Raw genomic sequence first — 19274 nt, forward strand, 5'->3', positions numbered from 1 at the left:
GCGACCGCGTCGTCGACGGCCTCGCGCGGCGCCTCCGGGACGGCACCGATCTCCGCGCCGTCCGCGGGCGAGATCAGCGGGAAGGCCGGTCCGTCCGAACGGAACACCCCGCCGACGTAGTGCTCAGCCTTCATTCCGCTCCTCCACGACGCGATCTGCCCTGACGTACCGATCCTCTGCCCGCGGAGCTATGCCGTGCAAATACCAAAGATCCGCAGAGCTATCACGATGCTGTGATATCAAAGCGGTATGCGCGCGATCGACCTGCTCAACGGGCGGCTCAAGCTGCGGCACCTCGTCCTCGTGGTCGCCATCGCCGACCAGGGCAGCGTGCTGCGCGCCGCCGAGCACCTGCGGCTGGCGCAGCCCGCCGTGACGCGCAGCCTGCGCGAGGTCGAGCACATCCTCGGCGTCGAGCTGTTCACCCGCGGCCCGCGCGGCGTGACGCCGACGATGTTCGGGGACGCGTTCGTCGAGCACGCCCGGGCCGTGCTGGCCGAGCTGCGCCGCGCCGGCGAGCGGATCACCGGGCTCGCCGACGGCGAGGTCGGCACCGTCACCATCGGCACCCTGCTGGCCGGCTCGAACGTGCTGCTGCCGCGCGCGATCGCGGCGCTGAAGAAGGACCGCCCCGGCATCACGGTGATCGTCCAGGAGGCCACGTTCGACGCGCAGGTGCCGCGGCTGCTGGACGGCGAGATCGACCTGATCCTCGGCCGCCTCAACCCGATCGGCGACCTGCGCGGGCTGCGCCAGATCACCCTGTACGGCGAGCCGGTCCGGCTGGTGGCGCGGCACGGCCATCCGGCCCGGTCCCGCGCCGGCCTCTCGCTCGCCGACCTGCTCGACTACCCGTGGGTGCTGCCGCTGGAGCAGACCGCGCTGCGCGCCGAGCTGGAGCAGGTGTTCCGCGCCGAGGGCCTGGAGCCGCCCGGCGACCTGGTGGAGTGCACGTCGGTGCTGACCGTCCGGACGCTGGTCCGCGACACCGACATGATCGCCGCGCTGCCGCAGCTGGTCGCGCGGACCGACGGCGACATCGCGCCGCTGCCGGTGCCGCTGGAGACCGTCCGCCGGCAGGTCGGGGTCACGCTGCCCGCGCACCGCGCGCCGACCCCGTCGGCCCGGCTGATGCTCGACCACCTGCGCCGCGAGGCCATGGAGATCGCGGAGGACTGATCACAGCGAGCGGACCAGGCCGACCAGCGCCTCGAAGGGCGCCGACGCCGGGTCGCCGAGGTCGAGCACCACGTCGAAGTGGTCGCGGTCCGGCACCACCATCGCCTCGCCCGCACCCCACAGCGGCGCGAACCTCCGCGACTGCTCCACGAAGCCGGTGCCGTCGTGCTCGGCGACCGCGACGACCGCCGGGCAGCGCCGCTCGCGCGGCAGCAGCGCCGGGCTGAGCGCCGCGGCCCGCCGCACGTCCAGCTTCACGTACTCGTTGACGTAGACGCGGGTGATCGGGCGGATGTCGAACAGCCCGCTGAACGGCATGGCCGCCTTCACCACGTCCGCGGGCAGCCCGAGCTCCTCCTGCCATCCGCCGACCATCGTCATGCCGGTGAGGTGCCCGCCGGCGGAGCTGCCGCCGACCACGATCCGCTCGGGGTCGAGGCCGTGCTCGCGGCCGTGCCGGTGGACCCAGGCGATGGACGCCCGCACCTGCCGGACGATCTCCTCCAGCGTCGCCTTCGGCGCGAGGGTGTAGTCCGGGACGACGGTGGCGATCCCCTGCTCGTAGAGCGCGCGCGCCATGAACGAGGACTCGGCGCGCGACAGCGCCATCCAGTAGCCACCGTGCAGGAACACGAACACCGGGCGCAGGCCGTCGTCGCCGACGCCCCACACGTCCAGCCGCTCGCCGCTCGGCTCGTCGTAGACGATCCCGGGGTGACCGGGCAGCCCGTCCACGGCCGCCTCCGACTCGGCCCGGTACCGGGCCATGTGCCGCTCGAACAGCTCCGGCCCGGCCTTGCGCCGCACGTTGTAGGCGACGTCCAGTTCCTCGTCGCTCAGCCCGCTGCCCGGCCAGTCGTCCAGGTCGACCACGACCACCCACCCCTCCCGGTCCGCTCCAGCCTCCCCCCGCGGCGCCGGGTCGATCAAATACCCGTCTCGTCCGCCGCTATCACCATCGCGCTATGCCCACACCGGCTCGTCCGACTCCGTGACCCGCCCGTCGGCACCGAACACCAGGCACCGGTCGAAGTCGGCGGCGAACCAGCGGTCGTGCGTGACGGCCAGGACGGTCCCGGAGTAGGACGCGAGCCCGTCCTGCAGCGCCTCGGCGCTCGCGAGGTCGAGGTTGTCGGTCGGTTCGTCGAGGAGCAGGAGCGTCGCGCCGGACAGCTCCAGCAGCAGGATCTGCAGCCGCGCCTGCTGCCCGCCCGACAGCGTCTCGAACGGCCGGGCCCCGGCGGGCGCCAGCTCGTAGCGGGCGAGCGCCGCCATCGCGTCGTTGCGGGTCAGGGCGTGCCCGGTCATGACGATCTCGGCGGGCGTCCGGCCGCGAAGGTCGGGCCGCGCGTGCGTCTGGACGAAGTGGCCGGGGACGACCCGCGCGCCGAGCCGCGCCTCGCCGCGGTGGGGCACGTCCGCCCCGGCGAGCAGGCGCAGGAACGTCGACTTGCCCGACCCGTTCGAGCCCAGTACCGCGACCCGCTCCCCGTACCGGACCTCCAGGTCGAAGGGGCGGGCGAGGCCGGTCAGCTCCAGCGACGTGCACACCAGGGCGCGCTTGCCCGTGCGGCCGCCGCGCAGCCGCATCCGCACGTTCTGCTCCTTCGGCGCGCTCCGCGGCGGCCCCGCCTCCTCGAACCTGCGCAGCCGGGTGCGCGCCGCCTGGTACGACGAGGCGACCGCGTCGTTGTTCGCCGCCCGCTGCCGCAGCGTGTGGACCAGGCGTTTCAGCCGCGCGTGCTCCTCGTCCCACCGGCGGCGCCGCTCGTGCAGCCGTCCGGTGCGCTCCCGCCGCGCCGCCGCGTACCCGGCGAACCCGCCGCCGTGCACCCAGAGGTCGCGGGACTCGACCGTGACGATCCGGTCGGCGGTGTCGGCGAGGAGCCGCCGGTCGTGCGAGACCAGCAGGACGGTCTTGCCCGTGGCGCGCAGCCGTCCCGCCAGCCACTCCTTGCCGGGCACGTCCAGGTAGTTGTCGGGCTCGTCGAGCAGGAGCACCTCGTCGGGGCCGCGCAGCAGCGCCTCCAGGACGAGCCGCTTCTGCTCGCCTCCCGACAGCGTGGCCACCCCGCGCGCCGCGGCGCGGTCGAAGGGCAGGCCGAGCGCGGCGGTCGTGCAGGTGTCCCAGACGACCTCGATGTCGTAGCCGCCCGCGTCGGTGTAGTCGGCGATGGCCCGCGCGTAGGCGAGCTGGCTCTCCTCGCTCTCGCCCAGGTCCCGCTCCGCCCTCGCCAGCGCCCCGGCGGCGGCGCGGACCGGTGCGGGCGCCACCGACAGCAGCAGGTCGCGGACGGTGCGGTCGTCCCGGACGCCGCCGATGAACTGCCGCATCACCCCGAGCCCGCCGGAGCTCGTCACGGTCCCGGCCGACGGCGCTATGTCCCCGGCGATCAGGCGCAGCAGGGTGGTCTTGCCCGCGCCGTTCGGGCCGACGAGCGCGCCCTTCGCCCCCTCGCCGATCCGGAAGGAGACGTCGTCCAGCAGCGGTCGGCCGTCCGGGAGCCGGTACGTCAGGCGGCTCACGTCGATGTGCCCCATCACGCCTCCTCGTACGCTGTTCGATGAACCGGATCGTTGGTCCGGTGCCCGCCCAATGTACTAGCCTGGTCGCATGACCGAGAGCGTGTGGCTGCGGGAGAACCGCGCACGGCGCGAGGCTCCGCCGCTGAGCCGCGGGCGGATCGTCGCGGAGGCCGTCGCGCTGCTGGACGAGGAGGGGGCGGACCGGCTGACGATGCGCCGCCTCGCCGAGCGTCTGGGCACCGGGTCCACGACGCTGTACTGGCACGTCAAGACCAAGGACGACGTGCTGGACCTCGCGCTCGACACGATCTTCGGCGAGGTGGCGGTGCCGTCCGCGGAGCCGTCCGGCGGGCGGGGCGGCTGGCGCGCGGACGCGGCCTCGCTGGTGCACGGCTGGCGGGCGGCGATGCTCCGCCACCCCTGGTCGGTCGCCGTGCTCGGGCGTCCGCTGCTGGGCCCGAACGTCCTGGCGCGCACCGAGTTCCTGCACTCCGCGCTCGCCGGCGCGGGCCTCACCGGACCCGACCTGGTCGCGGCGGCCTACGCGCTCGCCAACTTCGTCATCGGCTCCGCGCTGATGCAGGTCGCCTCCGGCGGCGCCGACGAGGCGCGCGAGGCGGCGGACGGCCTCCTCGCCCGGGAGCGGGACCGCTACCCGAGCCTAGCCGAGCACGGGCATCTCAGCGGCCACGACTGGGACGACGCGTTCGCGCGCGGCCTCGACTGCCTGCTGGACGGGATCGCCCAGCGCCTCTGATCCGGCGGTCCCGCATTCGGTGCCGCGAGACGCGTCGCGCCCGGCCCCGGAAGGCGGGGCCGGGCGCGGGCGGCGGTTCTCAGAGGACCTTGCTGAGGAACGCCTTCGTGCGCTCGTTGGACGGGTGGTCGAGCACGTCGGCGGGCCGTCCCGACTCGACGACGACGCCTCCGTCCATGAACACCACCCGGTCGGCCACCTCGCGCGCGAAGCCGATCTCGTGCGTGACGACGATCATGGTGAGGCCCTCCTCGGCGAGGGTCTTCATCGTCTCCAGCACGTCGCCGACCAGCTCGGGGTCCAGCGCGCTCGTCGGCTCGTCGAACAGCATCAGCTTCGGCCGCATCGCCAGCGCCCGGGCGATCGCGACGCGCTGCTGCTGGCCGCCGGACAGCTGCCGCGGGTAGCCGTCCGCCTTGTCGGCCAGGCCGACCTTGGCGAGCAGCTCGCGGGCCCGCTCGCGGGCCTTGGCGCGCGGCTCCCCGCGCACGCCGGTGGGCGCCTCGATGACGTTCTGCAGGACGGTCAGGTGCGGGAACAGATTGAACTGCTGGAACACCATGCCGATCTCGCGGCGCTGCCGGGTGACGTCCCGCTTGCGCAGGTGCCGCACCTTCCCGCCGGACGCGCTGAACCCGATCAGCTCGCCGTCCACGTGCACCGAGCCGCCGTCGATGGTCTCCAGGTGGTTGACGCACCGCAGGAACGTCGACTTGCCGGACCCGGACGGCCCGAGGATCACCACGACCTCGCCGGGGTCAACGTCCAGGTCGACGCCCTTCAGCACCTCCAGGTGCCCGAACCTCTTGCGGACGTTGCGGGCGCGGACCATCGGGACGCCGGTGCGCGGCGCGTCCTTCTCCCGCGGCGCGTCCTTCTCCAGCGTGCTCAAGCGGTCACCTCCGGGGGCGGGACGGGGCGGCGGCGCCGCATCAGGACGAAGTCCCAAAAGCCCTGCCGGGCGTTGCGGGTGGCGCCGCGCGCGTAGTGGTGCTCGATGAACGACTGCCCGACGTACAGGATCGAGGTGATCACCAGGTACCAGAGGCAGGCGACGAGCAGCAGCGGGATGGTCTGGAACGTCCGGTTGTAGATGGACTGGACGGTGTAGAGCAGGTCGGCGAGCGCGATCACGCTGACCAGCGAGGTCGCCTTCAGCATGTTGATCACCTGGCTGCCGGTGGGCGGCACGATGAACCGCATCGCCTGCGGCAGCACGATCCGGCGGAACGTGCGGACGCCGCCCATCCCGAGCGCCTGCGCGGCCTCGGCCTGGCCCGGGTCGACGGCGAGCAGCCCGCCGCGGATGATCTCGGCCATGTAGGCGGCCTCGTTCAGGCCGAGCCCGAGGATGGCCGCGACCAGCGGGGTGATGAGCTGGTTGGTGCTGCCGTGCGCGAACTCCGGGCCGAACGGGATCCCGACCGAGATGCGCGGCAGCAGCGCCGACAGGTTGTACCAGATCACCAGCTGCACCAGCACGGGGATGCCGCGGAAGAACCACACGTACAGCCCGCACGCGGCGCGCAGCAGCGGGTTGTCCGAAAGCCGGCCGACCGCGAGCAGGATCCCGCCCGCGATGCCGACGGCCATCGCGATGACGGTCAGCTCCAGCGTGATCGCGATGCCGTCCCCGATGAGGGAGGCGTTGACGTAGCGGCCGACGACGTCCCACTGGAAGTTGTCGTTGGTCCACAGCAGGTGCGCGAACTGGGCCGCGAGGACCAGCACGACCAGCGAGGCCACCCACCGCAGCGGGTGCCGGACGTGCGCGGCGCCCGCCACGTCGACGTCGGCGACGGTGTCGCCGGAGCGCTTCTCGGTCATGGTCACCGCCGGTTCACCCCTCCCTGGGCGCCAGGTTCACGCCCGGCGCGTCGAGCATGTTCGCGGTCAGGCCCCATTCGGTCATGACCTTCTTGTAGGTGCCGTTCTCCACGAGCTTGCGCAGCGCCCGCAGCAGGACGTCCTTCAGCGGCGAGTCCTTGGCCACGACGGCGCCCTGGTACAGGTCGCCGAAGCCGTTGGCCTTGCCGGTGCCCGCGAGCTGCAGGTCGTCGCCGGACTGCTTGACGAAGTAGCCGAGCGGCGCCTGCGAGGAGAAGAAGGCGTCGGCGCGGTGCGAGCGGACGGCGAGGGTCGCGGTCGGCTGGTCCTTGTACGACTGGACCTGCACGGCCGGCCTGCCCTGCTGGACGCACGTCCCCGACTGCTTCTTGACGACGTCCTCGGCCGAGCCGCCCGCCATCACCGAGATCTTCAGCCCGCAGGTGTCGGCGATGGACCCGATGTGCTTCGGGTTGCCCTTCGGGACGGCGAACACGACGAACTCGCGCACCCAGTCGACGAAGACGTTGTCGCCCTCCCGCTCGGGGAAGTCGCCGATCGGGCCGAGCGCGAAGTCGTACCGGCCGGCCTTGATGCCGGTCAGCTCGCTCGGCAGCCCGTCCACGGTGACGTGCTCGATCTTCACGCCGAGCAGCTGGCTGAGCGCGGTGGCGAGGTCGGCGGACGCACCGGACAGCGAGCGGCCGTCCGACCCGGCGATCTCGTACGGCGGGAACGAGCCGTTGTTGACCGAGACCAGCTTGCCGGACGCCTTGTTCTTCGCGGGCAGCGCGTCGTGCAACGCATGGTCGACGGTCTGGCGGAGGTCGGCCTCCTTGACGCCCTGCGCGGACTTGCCGCCGCCGAGGATCCCCTCGGCCTCGGGCGGGTTCGCGCCGCACGCGGCCGTCGCGGCGAGCAGCGCGCCCGCGAGAGCGGTGGAGAGCGCCGTGCGGCCCCTCATGCCGTCTCCTCTCTCGGCCGGATGGACGGGTCGACGCGGAAGCGCCGGTTCGCGAGCACCGGCAGCCTGCGCCGGGCCTCGTCGAGCTCCTCGCGGTCGGCGACCGCCCACAGCAGCCCGGGCCGGTCGGCGAGCCGGTCGCGGACGGTGCCGAGCGGGTCGACGACCATGCTCGCGCCGATGTTGCGGCGGCCGCACTCGCCGGAGGCCGCCACGTAGCAGGTGTTCTCCAGCGCCCGGGCGGTGACCATGACCTCCCAGTGCCGCTCCTTGGCGGGGCCGCGCACCCAGGCCGCCGGCAGGGCGAGCACCTCGGCGCCCGCGTCGACCAGCAGCCTGGCCATTTCCGGGAATCTTACGTCGTAGCAGGTCATGAGCCCCACCCGCCAGCCGGCGCAGTCGAACACGACCGGTTCGCCGTCGCCGGGGCGGACCCGGTCGGACTCGCGCGCGCCGAACGCGTCGTACAGGTGGACCTTCCGGTAGACGGCGACGATCCCGCCGTCGCGGATCGCGGCGAGGGTGTTGTGCACCTTGCCGTCCCCGGCGGGCTCGTGGATGCCGACGACGACGGTGGTGCGCGAGCCGGCGGTGTGCTCCAGCAGGCCCGTGACGAACGGGCCGTCGAGCGGCTGCGCGGCCTCGGCGATCCGGTCCGGCTCGTCGATGAACAGGGCGAGGGAGTCCTCGGGCAGGACGAGGAGGTCCGCGCCGCCCTCCACGGCGCCGTCGATGAGCGTCATGCAGGTCTTGAGGTTGGTCTGCCAGTCCTCGGTGGAGGCGAACTGGCCCACGGCGATCCTCACGCGAAGACCTCCTCGGCCTTGATGGGGCGGGGCGCGATGCCCTGCTCGTACAGTTCCTCGCAGAACGCCGCGACCATCGCGGCGTTGGCGCCGGCGCCGTACGGCATCCAGTCGTCGCCGAAGAGGCGCGCCTGGGTCTCCAGCTCGTCCAGCAGCCACGGCGTGGTGTCGGTGAGCAGCCGGCGGCGCTGGAGCCACACCCGCTTGGACTCCTCGAAGGCGTCCTGCAGCACCTCGGGGAGCCACGGGTGCTCGTCCACCACCTCCCGCTTGAGCGCGAGGATGTGGATGCCGGGGACGAAGCCGGTGCGGGCGAAGTACTCCTTCTCGGCCCGGCGGTGGTCCTCGTACAGGTGCCGGAACCGGCTGTGCCCGGTGAACATCTCCGGCGGCATGAACGGGGTGAACACGGCATCGAAGGTGCCGTCGGCGAGCCCGTCGACCAGCGACCGGTCCGCGACCCGCACGTTGGCGGGCAGCGGGCGCGCGCCGAGCCGGTCCTTGCCGGTCTCGCCGGCGGCGAGCGGCCCGACGCGCCACCGGATCGCCGACAGGTCGACGCCCTCGGCGCGCAGCAGCGCCCGGGTCCAGGTGTTGCCGGAGTCGGGCCAGCCGGTCAGCCCGATCGTCGCCCCGGCCAGGTCGCGCGGCGCGGCGAGGTCGCTGTCGTTCCGGACGAGCACGCAGCGCTGCCGGAAGCCGCGCATCACGAACACCGGGAGCCCGGCGAGCCGCTCGTCGCCGTCGCCGCGCCCGAGGGCGTAGCGGCTGAAGGACGTCTCGCCGCCGTCGAGCCCGGGTTCGGCGAGGACGTCCGGGGTGATCTCCCGGGTCTCGATCTCCAGCGCCACGCCGCGGGCGCGCACCCGGCCGGTGAGCAGCGGGACGAGATGGTCCCAGTCCCGCAGCGCCAGGCGAATACGTGGAATCGGCACAACGCTCCATTTCCGCATGTAACAGGGGGTTTGTCGCGCTTGGGGCGCGATGGGACCCGACTTTAGGGCGCGTTTGTACCGCGTACAATGGGTGTTTTGTTACTACACAAAGTTTTGCGCGGGGGTAACGTGATCGACGCGGCATGGCTGGCCGAGCGCATCGGCGACCGCACGGCCCGGGGCATCGCCGCCTCGATGACCACCCTGATCCGCAGCGGGGAGCTCCCCGCCGGGACGCGGCTGCCGACCGTGCGGGGGCTGGCCGCCGAGCTCGGGGTCAGCCCGGGCACGGTCGCCGACGCCTGGTCGACGCTGCGCCGGCACCGCGTCGTCAGCGCGCAGCGGCGCCGCGGCACGGTCGTGATCGGCCCGCCGAACATCCCGCACCCCGCCCGCTACGAGCGCATCGGCGAGTTCGGCAACCGGCTGGCCGTCGACCTCGCGATCGCCGCGCCCGACCCCGCGCTGCTGCCGCCGCTGGACGCCGCGCTCGCCGCGGGCGCCCGCACCGCGCGGCTGAACGACTACACCCGGGAGACGATCACCCCGGCGCTGCGCGCGGCCGTCGAACCCGCCTGGCCGTTCCCGCCCGCGGGGATGCTCGCCGTCGGCGGCGGCTACGAGGGCGTCCAGCTCGTCTGCCAGACCGTCGCCGTGCCCGGCGACCGCGTCGCCGTCGAGGACCCGACCGGCGCCCGCCTGCTCGACATCCTGGAGGCGCAGGGCGCCGAGGTCGTGCCGGTCGCCTGCGACGACGAGGGCCCCGAGCCGGACGCGCTCGCCGAGGCGCTCGCCACCGGGCCCGCCGCGTTCGTCTACCAGCCCCGCGCCCACACCCCGCGCGGGCACGCGCTGACCCCGGCCCGCGCGGCGGCCCTCGCCGAGCTGCTCGCCCCGACCAACACCCTCGCCGTCGAGGACGACGGCACCGGCGAGGTGTCGTCGTCGCCGGCGGTCAGCGTCGGCGCGCACCTGCCCGAGCGCACCGTGCTCGTCCGCTCCTACTCCAAGTCCCACGGCCCGGACCTGCGCCTCGCCGTGATCGGCGGCGCGGCGGAGCCGGTGGAGCGCGTCCGCGTCCTGCGCAGCTTCGGGACGGGCTGGACGAGCCGCATCCTCCAGGACGCGCTCGCGCACCTGCTGACCGATCCGGCGGGCGTGGCGGCCGTCGACCGGGCCCGCGCCGCCTACGCCGAACGCCGCGAGGGCCTCGCGTCCGCGCTCGCCGAGCGCGGCGTCCGGACCGGCAACCGGGACGGGCTGATGCTGTGGGTCCCGGTTGCCGACGAGTCCGCGGCCCTGGTCACGCTCGCGGCGCACGGGGTCGCGGCCGTTCCGGGCAGCCGATACCAGATCGTTCCTGCGGGCGCCCACGTCCGGATCGCGACCGGCCGCCTCCCCGACGCCCCGCTCAGCGTCGCGGAGCTGGCCGACCTCGTGGCTCTGGCGGCGCGTCCGCACTGACCGGGGCGGCGCCGGGGATCAGGCCCGGAAGGTCCTCGGCGTGCATCTGGAGGTAGGCGCCCAGCGTCTCCGGGATGAGGTCGACCGGCGCCAGGCCCGCCGGCGTGCACGGGAAGCGGTCGACGTCGAACCGGCCCTTGGACGGGTCGTCGAACTCGGGGCCGTGGCGGCGCGACAGGTCCATCGTGACGAGCCGGCAGACGTAGAAGACGTTGAGGCGGTGCAGTTCCGGCGTCTGCTCGGCGCACGCGAACACCTGCCGGACGGGACCGGCGGTCGCGCCGAGCTCCTCGTCCAGCTCCCTGCGCAGCGCCGCCTCCGGACCGGCGTCGGTCGGCTCGATCTTGCCGCCCGGGGTCGTCCAGTAGACGGCGCGGCCGGGCAGGGTGCGGCGCAGCAGCACCAGGTCGCCGCCGTCGAGCAGGAGCGCGCGGGCGGCCCGCCGGACGCGGGGCGCGGGCGCGGACTCGGGCGCGGCGGTCATGAGTTGAGGTAGGCGAGGACGGCCAGGACGCGGCGGTGGCCGCTGTCGGTGGGCGGCAGGCCGAGCTTGGCGAACACCGCGCCGATGTGCTTGCTGACCGACCGCTCGGTGATGACGAGCGTGGTCGCGATCGTCGCGTTGTCGAGGCCCTGCGCCATCAGCCCGAGCACCTCGCGTTCGCGGGGCGTGAGGGCCCGCAGCGGGTCGCTGCGGGCGGTCATCAGCTGGGAGACGACCTCGGGGTCCAGCGCGGTGCCGCCGGCGGCGACCCGGGCGAGCGCGTCGAGGAACTCGTCCACCCGGCTGACCCGGTCCTTGAGCAGGTAGCCGACGCCCTCCGCGCCCCCGGAAAGCAGCTCGGCGGCGTAGGTCTCCTCCACGTACTGCGACAGCACCAGCACCGGGAGCCCCGGGATCCGCTTGCGGGCCTCGATAGCGGCGCGCAGCCCCTCGTCCCGGAACCCGGGCGGGAGCCGGACGTCCAGGACGGCGGCGTCGGGCCGGTGCTCCAGCAGCGCGGGCAGCACCTCGGGACCGCTGCCGGCGACGGCGGCGACCTCGTGCCCGTCGGAGGTCAGCAGCAGCACCAGGCCCTCGCGCAGCAGCACGTTGTCCTCGGCGATCACGATCCGCACGGCAGGTCCGCTTCCAGCGTCGTCCCTCCCCCGTCGGGGCTGTCGATGCGGGTGGTCCCGTCGAGCGCGGCCACCCGGCGGCGGATGCCCGCCAGGCCGCTGCCGCGGCCCGCGTCGGCCCCGCCCTTGCCATCATCGCGCACTCTGATCAGCAGCCGGGCCCCTTCGCGGCGGACGGTGACGGACGCGGTGCGGGCGCCGCTGTGCTTGGCGATGTTGGTGAGCGCCTCGGCGACGACGAAGTAGGCGGCGGCCTCGACGGCGGCGGGCGCGCGGCCGGCCTCGTCGAGCTCCATCTCGACCGGGATGTGCTGCCCGGCGGCGAGCGCGCGCACGGCACCGGCGAGGCCCCGGTCGGACAGGATCGGCGGGTACACGCCGCGGATGACGGTCCGCAGCTGCGTCAGCGCCTCCTCCACGCCGTCCCTGGCCTCCAGGAACAGCGCGCGGGCGGCGGCCGGGTCGGCGTCGAAGCGGCGGTCGGCGAGGCCGAGCCGCAGCGCGACCGCGACCAGCTGCGCCTGCGTCCCGTCGTGCAGGTCGCGCTCGATGCGGCGCAGCTCGGCGCCGTGCGCCTCCAGCGCCTCGGCGCGGGTCTCGGTGAGCTCCTCCACCCGCTCGGTGAGGCTGGTGCGCCGGGTGGGGCGCAGCAGCACCTCGGCCAGCCGGGCCTGCCAGCGCACGAACCGCGGCACCAGCCAGAGCAGCGCCGCCAGGTCCAGGGCCGCCTGGAGGAACGGGAACGTGAGCGCCTGCGGCCAGGTGTACAGGTCCACGAACGCCGACACCGAGCCCTTCGGCGCGGCCCACCACCACAGCGGTATCGACGCCGCGTACGGGATCGCCGGCCAGAGCCCGACCGCCATCACCGCCATCACCAGGCCGCTGTAGCCGTGCGCGGCCATCCAGGCGATGTCCCGCCACAGCGCCGGCGACCGCACGATCCGGCGCGCCTCCCCCAGCCCCGCGTCCTCGCGGGACGGGTACGGCTCGGGGATCTCGCGGCCGAGCACCTGCCCGGCCCGGCGGCGTTCGGCGTTCGCGAGCGCGCGCAGCGGCTTCACCGCGTCCGGCAGCCACGGCAGCGCGACGACCAGGAGGGCGAGGAACACGAGCAGGGGCGCCACGCCGAGCAGCGCGGGCACGGTGATGCGCAGCGCGCCCACCAGGCGCCCCGTCGCCTCCGCGCTGCGCCGCAGCGCCGCCGTCACGGTCATCTGTGCCCTTGTCATGTCGCCTCTCGGCACACGCTATGTGAGCGCGCCGCGCGGCGCACCCGGGCCAGCTCCCCTGCCGATGGTGTAGCCCGCTACACCATCGATCGGAGAGTGCGCACCGATGTGCCCGGACCGCCCCGGAACCTAGGTTCGTCCTGGTGAGAGCGGGTTTCCCACGGAGGGCGAGCATGACGACGATGACGGCCGAGGCGACCGCGGTGGCGGTGCGCCTGGAGTCGATCACCAGGACCTACGGCGCGGTGCGGGCGCTGGACGACGTCACCTGGACGTTCCCGCGCGGCGGGTTCACGGCGGTGATGGGGCCGTCGGGCTCGGGCAAGAGCACGTTCCTGCACTGCGCGTCCGGCCTGGACCGGCCGACCGCCGGGACGGTCCGGATCGGCGGGACCGACCTCGGCCGGCTCGGCGAGGCGAAGCTGACCCGGCTGCGCCGCGAGCGGATCGGGTTCGTGTTCCAGGCGTTCAACCTGATCCCGTCCATGGACGTGGAGCAGAACATCACGCTTCCGCTGCGGCTCGGCGGCGCGGAGCCCGATCCCGCGTGGCTGGAGGAGGTGGTGCGCCGGGTCGGGCTGGCGGACCGGCTGCGGCACCGCCCGGCGGAGCTGTCGGGCGGGCAGCAGCAGCGCGCCGCCGTCGCCCGCGCGCTGATCACCCGCCCCGAGGTGGTGTTCGCGGACGAGCCGACCGGCGCGCTCGACCCGCGGTCGGCCCGCGGCGTGCTGCGGCTGCTGCGCGAGGCGGCGGACCTGACCGGGCAGACGGTCGTGCTGGTCACCCACGATCCGCTGGCCGCGGCGACCGCCGACTCGGTGCTGTTCCTCAGCGGCGGCCGGATCGTCGACGAGCTGTCCGCGCCCTCCGTCGCGGCCGTGATGAACCGGTGGGAGTCGCTGTGAAGAGGCTGGAGGGGAAGGGCGCGTTCGCGGGCGTCTTCGCGGCGCTGCTGTTCGCGGCGGTCCTGGTCGGGGCGTGCGGGGTGCTGCTGGAGTCGGCGCTGCGCGCGCACGCGCCGGTGGAGCGGTACGCCGCGGCGGACGCGGTCGTGACGGGTCCGCAGAAGGTGACCCAGCGGATGAAGCGGGTCGGCGACGATCCGGAGACGCAGAGCAGGCCCCTCGCGGAGCGCGCGCGGCTCCCGGTCGCGGCGGCCGGTCCGCTGCGGTCGGTGCCGGGCGTCCGGGCGGTGGTCGCGGACGTGTCGTTCCCGGTCCTGACCTCCACCGGACGCGCGGTGACGGGCCACGGCTGGGAGTCGGCCGCGCTGCGGCCGTACGAGCTGAGCGAGGGCCGGGCGCCGCAGGGGCCGGACGAGGTGGTGCTGAGCCGTTCGGCCGGTGCCCGGGCGGGCTCGACCGTCCGGTTGCAGGCCGGCGGCGCGCCCCGCGCCTACCGGGTCACCGGGCTGGTGTCGTCCGGACCCGCGGCGGCGTTCTTCACCACCGCGACCGCGACGGCGCTGAACGGGCACCCCGGGCAGGCCGACGCCCTGGCGGTGCTCACCGGCGGGAAGCCGGACGCGGCCGCGCTGCGCAAGGCGGCGCCCGGACTGACCGTCGCGACCGGCGCGGCGCGCGGCGACGCCGAGGACCGCGCCGTCGCCACCGCACGGCCCGACATCGTGGAGATCGCGGGGTCGTTCGGAGGCGTCGCCGTCATGACCGCGCTGGTCGTCGTCGGCGGGCTGATCGCACTGTCGGTGCGGGAGCGGGGGCGGGAGTTCGCGCTGCTGCGCGCGGTCGGCGCGACGCCCTGGCAGGTGCGGGGGCGCCTCGTCCGCGAGACGGCGCGCGCCGCCGTTCCGGCCGGGCTGATCGGCGGCGTCCTGTCGCTCGGCGCGGGCGCGGCGATGCACGCCGCGATGATCCGCAAGGGCGTGCTCCCGGACGGGTTCGGGCTCTCGCTCACCCCGCTGCCGGCGCTGGCCGCCCTCGCCGTCACGGTCCTCGCCGCGACCGCGTCCGCGCTGCTCGCCTCGCTGCGCGTCTCCCGGATCCGTCCGGTGCAGGCCCTCGGCGAGTCGGCCGCCGAGCCCGCGCGGCTGCCCCGCTGGCGCGTCGTCACCGGCGTCGTCCTCCTCGTCGCCGGCGCGAACGCGCTCGGGGTCGCGGCGGTCACGACCGGGCCGACCGCGAGCGCCTCCCTGGGCGGGCTGGTCATGGCGCTGATCGTCTCCGTCGCGCTGCTCGGGCCGCTGCTGGCCCGGGCCGGCGAGCGGGTCCTCGGACGGGCCGCCGCCGCGCTGTCCCCGGTCGCGGGGCGGCTCGCCCGGCACGCGGCGGGCGCCGCCGCGCTGCGCGCCGGCTCGATCATGACGCCGGTCGCGCTGGCCATCGCGTTCGCCGGCGTGCAGCTCTTCGCCCAGTCGACGATCGCCCACGCGACCACCGCGCAGTTCGCCGCCGGGAACCGCGCCGACCAGGTCATCGTGGCGAGCGGGCCGGGGCTGCCGCAGGGAGCGGCCGACGCCGCGCGGCGCGTCCCGGGCGTCACGGCCGCGACGCCCGTCAAGCGCACCACGGTCGTCATGGCCGTGAAGGAGCTGGGCGATAAGAACCTGCGGTCGCTGACCGCCCAGGGCGTGGGCGCGGACGCCGCCGCCACGATGGACCCGAAGGTCGCCTCGGGCGGGTTCGGCGCGCTGCGCGGCGACGCGGTCGCCCTGAGCCGCGACGTCGCGGGCGGCCTCCACGTCGGCTCCACCACGCCGCTGTGGCTGGGCGACGGCACGCGGATCGACGCCCGGGTCGTCGCGGTGTACGAGCGGGGGCTCGGCTTCGGCGACGTCCTCCTCCCCCACGACCTGGTCGCCGCGCACTCGTCCACGTCGCTCGACGACCACGTCCTCGTCCGCGGGCACGCCGACCTCCGGTCCGTGACGGCGGCGTACCTCGGCGCGCAGGCCGTCGGCCGCGACGCCTTCGGCGCCCGGCTGTCGGACGAGACCAGGCTGCAGGGGTTCATCAACTACGTCGTCGTCGGCGCGATCGCCGGGTTCATCGTCATCGGGCTCGTCACGACGCTGGCGCTGGCGACCGCGGCGCGGCGCCGCGAGTTCGCGCTGCTGCGGCTCGTCGGCGCGACCCGCCGGCAGGTGCTGCGGATGCTGCGGCTGGAGGCGCTCATCGTGCTCGGCACCGGAGCCGCCGCCGGCTCCCTCATCGTCGCCGTGGTCGTCCCGGCGTTCGCGACGGCGGTCACCGGGCTGCCGCTGCCCGCGGTGTCCCCGCTGACCTGCGCGGCGATCCTCGCGACCGTGGCGGGCTCCGGCGCCGCCGCCATCCTTCTGCCGGCCCGGGCGATGCTCCGCCGGCGCACCTCCCCGAAACTCCCGTGAAAGGCGCGCACATCATGAACGGCACCGGCAACACCGCCCGCTGGACCCTGTTCGGCCTCTTCCTGGCCGTGAACGTGGTCTCCAACATCACGCTCAAGGGCACCTGGCTGGAGATCCCCGTCAGCGTCCTCACCGGACTCGGCGTCGTCGCCGTCGTCCTGGATTACCTCCTGCGGGGCCGCCGCCGGGAACGCTGACACCCCGTGCGGGCCGCCCCGGCCGACCGAACCTCCGGCTCGTCCCCCGGGCGGCCCGCACCGCCGTTACCATCTCGGAGTGCCAAGATCCCGTTGGCATGCTCTGTACCGGAACGGCGTGAAATGGATGATGTCGAGATCCGGCGGCACCTGCCGGGCAACCTCCCGCAGCTGTTCGCCGACGGCGCGGACGGCGCCGGCCCGGGCGCGGACGGCGCCGCCGGGCGGACGCTGTCGGTGTCGCTCCCCGAGGGGGACGTGGTGTGGCCGGACCCCGGCTACCCGCAGCGGCAGTCGCTGATGCGGCCCGCCTTCTGGCTGAGCGACGAGCCCGTGCACGGCGAGCTGTGGGGCCGGCTGCGCGCCGAGCACTCCCGGTCCGGCCTGTGGCCGCTGCTGCTCGACGAGACCGACCAGCCGTGGGCGTCCGGCCAGATCGCGCCGGAGCCGGTCGCGGAGATCGGCAACTACTCGCCCGACGCGTTCCTCTACGAGGTGTGGGCCGACTGGGCGGAGCAGGCCGCCGACGAGGACCACGACGACCTGGCCCCGTTCGGGCGGCACTGCCCCGGTCCCGCCCCCGCCGGCACCCTGCTGGACGACCCGGACGCCGTCGCCGACCGGTACGCCCGCGCCCTCGGCGCGCGGGGACCGTCCCTCGGGCTGGTCGCGGTCGAGCGCGGCGCCGACGCGATCGCCGCGGTCGGCTGGCAGGGCGCGCTGAACCACAACGAGTGGACCGCGCCGCTCGCCGCCGTCCTGCGGGGCTGGGAGGAGCGGTTCGGCGCGCGCGTCGTCGGGCTCGGGTTCAACACGCTGGAGCTGAGCGTCGCCGCGCCGCCCGTGACGACCCGCCACGCGGTGCACGTCGCGGCGGAGCACTGGGCGTTCTGCCCCGACATCCTCTTCCAGGGCCCCGGCACCCTCGCCGGCTACGCCGAGGAGATCCGGGGCAAGACGCACTGGTCGTTCTGGTGGGACTAGAGGCGCGCAGGCCGCGCTAGCCGCGCGCGCCGAGCATCCGCAGCGCCAGGTGGGCGGTCAGCGCGCCGATCTCCTCCGGCGAGCGCGGCCCCTCGGGGCGGTACCAGCGGCAGACGTCGATCGCCAGGGACGACATGGCGCGCGCCGTGCCCTCGATGTCGGCGACGTCGAACGCGCCCGCCGCGGCGCCCGCCCGCACCTCCTCGCGCACCAGGGCGCGGACCCGGCGCCGGATCGCGGCGATCCGCCGCGCGTGCGCCGCGTCCAGCGCGCCCAGCTCGTTCTGGATGACGCGGGCGGCGCGGTGGTGGCGGGCGTGCCAGCGCGCGAAGGCGTACATCAGCGCCCGGACGCGCGCCGCGTGCCCCTCGACGCCCCCGACCGCGCCCTCCAGTTCCGCGAGCACGGACTCGTGGACGGTCAGCGCGATCTGGAACAGGAGGTCCGCCTTCGTCCGGTAGTGCACGTAGAGGGCGCCGGCGCTCATCCCGGCGCCGGCCGCGATGTGCCGCGTCGAGGTGCCGTGGTAGCCGAGTTCGGCGAAGGAGTCGACCGCGGCGAGCAGCAGGCGGCGCGACGCGTCCGGCGCGACGCCCGCCCACATGCCGCCGTCGCCGTCCGCGGAGCCGCTGCCGGGAGCCATGCGCGGAAGCCTAAGCGATCGCTCAGTACACTGGGCCCGCACTTCGCACCATTCCGGGAGGATCCGCATGCGGCGCACCGTCTTCGAGGCCGACCACGAGCTGTTCAGGGAGTCCGTGAAGGAGTTCGTCGAGCGGACGCTCCTGCCCCTGGACGAGGACATCCGCAATGAGCGGATGCTCAGGCGCGAGGTGTGGCTGGAGGCGGGCCGGCAGGGCTTCCTCGGCATGCAGGTGCCCGAGGAGTACGGCGGCCAGGGCGCCGGGGACTTCCGCTTCAACGCCGTGATCGGCGAGGAGCTCGCCCGCGTGGCGGTCGCCTACAACTCGATCGTGTCGATCCACATCGACATCTGCGCCCCGTACCTGCTGGAGCTGGCGACCGACGAGGCGAAGAAGAAGTGGCTGCCCGGGTTCTGCACCGGCGAGCTGATCACCGCGATCGGCATGACCGAGCCGTCCGGCGGGTCCGACCTCGCGGCGCTGAAGACCACCGCGGTCCGCGACGGCGACCAGTGGGTGATCAACGGCTCGAAGACGTTCATCACCAACGGCGGCCACGCCGACCTGATCATCGTCGCGGCCAAGACCGACCCCGAGCGCGGCGCGAAGGGCATCACCCTGTTCGGCGTCGAGGCCGGCACGCCCGGTTTCAGCCGCGGCACGAAGCTCGACAAGGTCGGGCAGCCGGAGGCCGACACGTCCGAGCTGTTCTTCGAGAACGTGCGGGTGCCGGACTCCCACATGATCGGCGAACTGAACCGCGGCTTCATCCACATGATGGAGCGGCTCTCGCAGGAGCGGCTCTCCTGCGCCGTCGCCAACGTCGCGCACGCCCGCGGCGTCCTGGACGAGACGATCGCCTACGTCAAGGAGCGCAAGGCGTTCGGGCAGCCGATCGGCCAGTTCCAGCACAACAAGTTCCTGGTCGCCGAGCTGATCACGAAGCTGGACGTCGCGCAGGCGTTCGTCGACCAGTGCCTGGCCGCGCACGTGGCGGGCGAGCTGTCCGCGGTGGACGCGTCCAAGGCCAAGTGGTGGAGCTCGGACGTCCAGAACCAGGTCATCGACGGCTGCGTCCAGCTGTTCGGCGGCTACGGCTACATGCGCGAGTACCGCGTGGCCCGCGCCTGGATGGACGCCCGCGTCACCCGCATCTGGGCCGGCTCCAACGAGATCATGAAGGAGATCATCGGCCGCGACGCCGGGCTCTGACCCGCGCCGCCGCGGCCGGCCGGAAGCACCGGCCGCGGCCGGGCGCGCCCGGGTGCGGCCTCAGCCCCGGCGGCGCCTCTTGGAC

At 74.5% G+C, this 19274-nt stretch carries 19 protein-coding genes; 8 read left to right on the forward strand and 11 right to left on the reverse strand.

What is annotated here, in order from left to right; genetic code table 11:
• Nucleotides 1-249: 249 nt before the first annotated feature.
• Nucleotides 250-1179, forward strand: coding sequence for a LysR substrate-binding domain-containing protein (locus tag ABZ914_RS25725; protein WP_500196282.1), 930 nt, complete (start codon nt 250-252; stop codon nt 1177-1179).
• On the opposite strand, the gene ABZ914_RS25730 is transcribed toward ABZ914_RS25725, so the two are convergent.
• Nucleotides 1180-2058 (reverse strand): alpha/beta hydrolase, encoded by an 879-nt coding sequence (locus tag ABZ914_RS25730; RefSeq protein ID WP_500196284.1) that lies wholly within the window; start codon nt 2056-2058, stop codon nt 1180-1182.
• Nucleotides 2059-2142: 84 nt separating this feature from the next.
• The gene (locus tag ABZ914_RS25735) at nt 2143-3720 is read right to left on the reverse strand and encodes an ABC-F family ATP-binding cassette domain-containing protein (RefSeq protein ID WP_500196286.1); all 1578 of its coding nucleotides are present in this window, start codon (nt 3718-3720) and stop codon (nt 2143-2145) included.
• 73 nt (nt 3721-3793) lie between these two features.
• Here ABZ914_RS25735 and ABZ914_RS25740 point away from each other — a divergent pair, with 73 nt between their 5' ends.
• Entirely contained in the window at nt 3794-4462 is a 669-nt protein-coding gene (locus tag ABZ914_RS25740) for a TetR/AcrR family transcriptional regulator (RefSeq protein WP_500196288.1), read from the forward strand.
• Nucleotides 4463-4541: 79 nt separating this feature from the next.
• Here ABZ914_RS25740 and ABZ914_RS25745 read toward each other — a convergent pair whose 3' ends face one another.
• From ABZ914_RS25745 to ABZ914_RS25765, 5 genes are read right to left on the reverse strand one after another with little or no spacing between them, the layout of a single operon-like run.
• Entirely contained in the window at nt 4542-5294 is a 753-nt protein-coding gene (locus ABZ914_RS25745) for an amino acid ABC transporter ATP-binding protein (RefSeq protein WP_500196306.1), read from the reverse strand.
• Nucleotides 5295-5350: 56 nt separating this feature from the next.
• Nucleotides 5351-6289 (reverse strand): amino acid ABC transporter permease, encoded by a 939-nt coding sequence (locus ABZ914_RS25750; protein ID WP_500196307.1) that lies wholly within the window; start codon nt 6287-6289, stop codon nt 5351-5353.
• Nucleotides 6290-6302: 13 nt separating this feature from the next.
• The gene (locus ABZ914_RS25755; RefSeq protein WP_387030604.1) at nt 6303-7253 is read right to left on the reverse strand and encodes an ABC transporter substrate-binding protein; all 951 of its coding nucleotides are present in this window, start codon (nt 7251-7253) and stop codon (nt 6303-6305) included.
• A complete protein-coding gene (locus tag ABZ914_RS25760) occupies nt 7250-8059 on the reverse strand; it encodes a nitrilase-related carbon-nitrogen hydrolase (RefSeq protein WP_500196290.1) in 810 nt (269 codons plus the stop codon). The genes ABZ914_RS25755 and ABZ914_RS25760 overlap by 4 nt, the downstream gene beginning before the upstream one ends.
• On the reverse strand, nt 8056-8994 hold the full coding sequence (locus tag ABZ914_RS25765) for a substrate-binding domain-containing protein (RefSeq protein ID WP_500196292.1): 939 nt from the start codon (nt 8992-8994) through the stop codon (nt 8056-8058). The genes ABZ914_RS25760 and ABZ914_RS25765 overlap by 4 nt, the downstream gene beginning before the upstream one ends.
• 129 nt (nt 8995-9123) lie before the next feature.
• On the opposite strand from ABZ914_RS25765, the gene ABZ914_RS25770 reads away from it, so the two are divergent.
• On the forward strand, nt 9124-10458 hold the full coding sequence (locus ABZ914_RS25770; protein ID WP_500196293.1) for an aminotransferase class I/II-fold pyridoxal phosphate-dependent enzyme: 1335 nt from the start codon (nt 9124-9126) through the stop codon (nt 10456-10458).
• Here the strand turns inward: ABZ914_RS25770 and ABZ914_RS25775 are convergent.
• From ABZ914_RS25775 to ABZ914_RS25785, 3 genes are read right to left on the reverse strand one after another with little or no spacing between them, the layout of a single operon-like run.
• Nucleotides 10406-10942 carry an NUDIX domain-containing protein gene (locus tag ABZ914_RS25775; protein WP_500196295.1) on the reverse strand — a complete coding sequence of 179 codons (537 nt, stop codon included), beginning with the start codon at nt 10940-10942 and terminating at the stop codon, nt 10406-10408. The genes ABZ914_RS25770 and ABZ914_RS25775 overlap by 53 nt on opposite strands.
• Complete coding sequence (locus ABZ914_RS25780; protein ID WP_190856508.1) at nt 10939-11577, reverse strand: LuxR C-terminal-related transcriptional regulator; 639 nt, start codon at nt 11575-11577, stop codon at nt 10939-10941. Before ABZ914_RS25780 ends, ABZ914_RS25775 begins: the two co-directional genes overlap by 4 nt.
• Nucleotides 11565-12794 carry a sensor histidine kinase gene (locus ABZ914_RS25785; RefSeq protein ID WP_500196297.1) on the reverse strand — a complete coding sequence of 410 codons (1230 nt, stop codon included), beginning with the start codon at nt 12792-12794 and terminating at the stop codon, nt 11565-11567. The genes ABZ914_RS25780 and ABZ914_RS25785 overlap by 13 nt, the downstream gene beginning before the upstream one ends.
• 188 nt (nt 12795-12982) lie before the next feature.
• On the opposite strand from ABZ914_RS25785, the gene ABZ914_RS25790 reads away from it, so the two are divergent.
• The 4 genes from ABZ914_RS25790 (at nt 12983) to ABZ914_RS25805 (ending at nt 17333) form a co-directional block, all read left to right on the forward strand.
• On the forward strand, nt 12983-13714 hold the full coding sequence (locus ABZ914_RS25790; protein WP_500196298.1) for an ABC transporter ATP-binding protein: 732 nt from the start codon (nt 12983-12985) through the stop codon (nt 13712-13714).
• On the forward strand, nt 13711-16152 hold the full coding sequence (locus ABZ914_RS25795; RefSeq protein WP_500196300.1) for an ABC transporter permease: 2442 nt from the start codon (nt 13711-13713) through the stop codon (nt 16150-16152). The genes ABZ914_RS25790 and ABZ914_RS25795 overlap by 4 nt, the downstream gene beginning before the upstream one ends.
• Nucleotides 16153-16166: 14 nt before the next feature.
• Entirely contained in the window at nt 16167-16349 is a 183-nt protein-coding gene (locus ABZ914_RS25800; protein WP_433136601.1) for a hypothetical protein, read from the forward strand.
• Nucleotides 16350-16472: 123 nt separating this feature from the next.
• Nucleotides 16473-17333, forward strand: a complete 861-nt coding sequence (locus ABZ914_RS25805) for a DUF4253 domain-containing protein (RefSeq protein ID WP_433136602.1) — start codon at nt 16473-16475, stop codon at nt 17331-17333.
• A 16-nt stretch (nt 17334-17349) separates the two neighbouring features.
• On the opposite strand, the gene ABZ914_RS25810 is transcribed toward ABZ914_RS25805, so the two are convergent.
• Nucleotides 17350-17976 carry a TetR/AcrR family transcriptional regulator gene (locus tag ABZ914_RS25810; protein WP_500196302.1) on the reverse strand — a complete coding sequence of 209 codons (627 nt, stop codon included), beginning with the start codon at nt 17974-17976 and terminating at the stop codon, nt 17350-17352.
• Between the two features lie 67 nt (nt 17977-18043).
• On the opposite strand from ABZ914_RS25810, the gene ABZ914_RS25815 reads away from it, so the two are divergent.
• A complete protein-coding gene (locus tag ABZ914_RS25815; protein WP_500196304.1) occupies nt 18044-19189 on the forward strand; it encodes an acyl-CoA dehydrogenase family protein in 1146 nt (381 codons plus the stop codon).
• Nucleotides 19190-19274: the final 85 nt, after the last annotated feature.

This window comes from Spirillospora sp. NPDC046719, assembly GCF_040645715.1.
Classification (GTDB): domain Bacteria; phylum Actinomycetota; class Actinomycetes; order Streptosporangiales; family Streptosporangiaceae; genus Spirillospora.

Excerpts from the sequence above, each read along its gene's own strand:
- ABZ914_RS25725 (WP_500196282.1), top strand. The coding sequence starts at position 250 with ATGCGCGCGATCGACCTGCTCAACGGGCGGCTCAAGCTGCGGCACCTC.
- ABZ914_RS25735 (WP_500196286.1), bottom strand. The coding sequence starts at position 3,720 with ATGGGGCACATCGACGTGAGCCGCCTGACGTACCGGCTCCCGGACGGC.
- ABZ914_RS25740 (WP_500196288.1), top strand. The coding sequence starts at position 3,794 with ATGACCGAGAGCGTGTGGCTGCGGGAGAACCGCGCACGGCGCGAGGCT.
- ABZ914_RS25745 (WP_500196306.1), bottom strand. The coding sequence starts at position 5,294 with ATGGTCCGCGCCCGCAACGTCCGCAAGAGGTTCGGGCACCTGGAGGTG.
- ABZ914_RS25750 (WP_500196307.1), bottom strand. The coding sequence starts at position 6,289 with ATGACCGAGAAGCGCTCCGGCGACACCGTCGCCGACGTCGACGTGGCG.
- ABZ914_RS25755 (WP_387030604.1), bottom strand. The coding sequence starts at position 7,253 with ATGAGGGGCCGCACGGCGCTCTCCACCGCTCTCGCGGGCGCGCTGCTC.
- ABZ914_RS25775 (WP_500196295.1), bottom strand. The coding sequence starts at position 10,942 with ATGACCGCCGCGCCCGAGTCCGCGCCCGCGCCCCGCGTCCGGCGGGCC.
- ABZ914_RS25785 (WP_500196297.1), bottom strand. The coding sequence starts at position 12,794 with ATGACCGTGACGGCGGCGCTGCGGCGCAGCGCGGAGGCGACGGGGCGC.
- ABZ914_RS25790 (WP_500196298.1), top strand. The coding sequence starts at position 12,983 with ATGACGACGATGACGGCCGAGGCGACCGCGGTGGCGGTGCGCCTGGAG.
- ABZ914_RS25800 (WP_433136601.1), top strand. The coding sequence starts at position 16,167 with ATGAACGGCACCGGCAACACCGCCCGCTGGACCCTGTTCGGCCTCTTC.
- ABZ914_RS25805 (WP_433136602.1), top strand. The coding sequence starts at position 16,473 with ATGGATGATGTCGAGATCCGGCGGCACCTGCCGGGCAACCTCCCGCAG.
- ABZ914_RS25810 (WP_500196302.1), bottom strand. The coding sequence starts at position 17,976 with ATGGCTCCCGGCAGCGGCTCCGCGGACGGCGACGGCGGCATGTGGGCG.
- ABZ914_RS25815 (WP_500196304.1), top strand. The coding sequence starts at position 18,044 with ATGCGGCGCACCGTCTTCGAGGCCGACCACGAGCTGTTCAGGGAGTCC.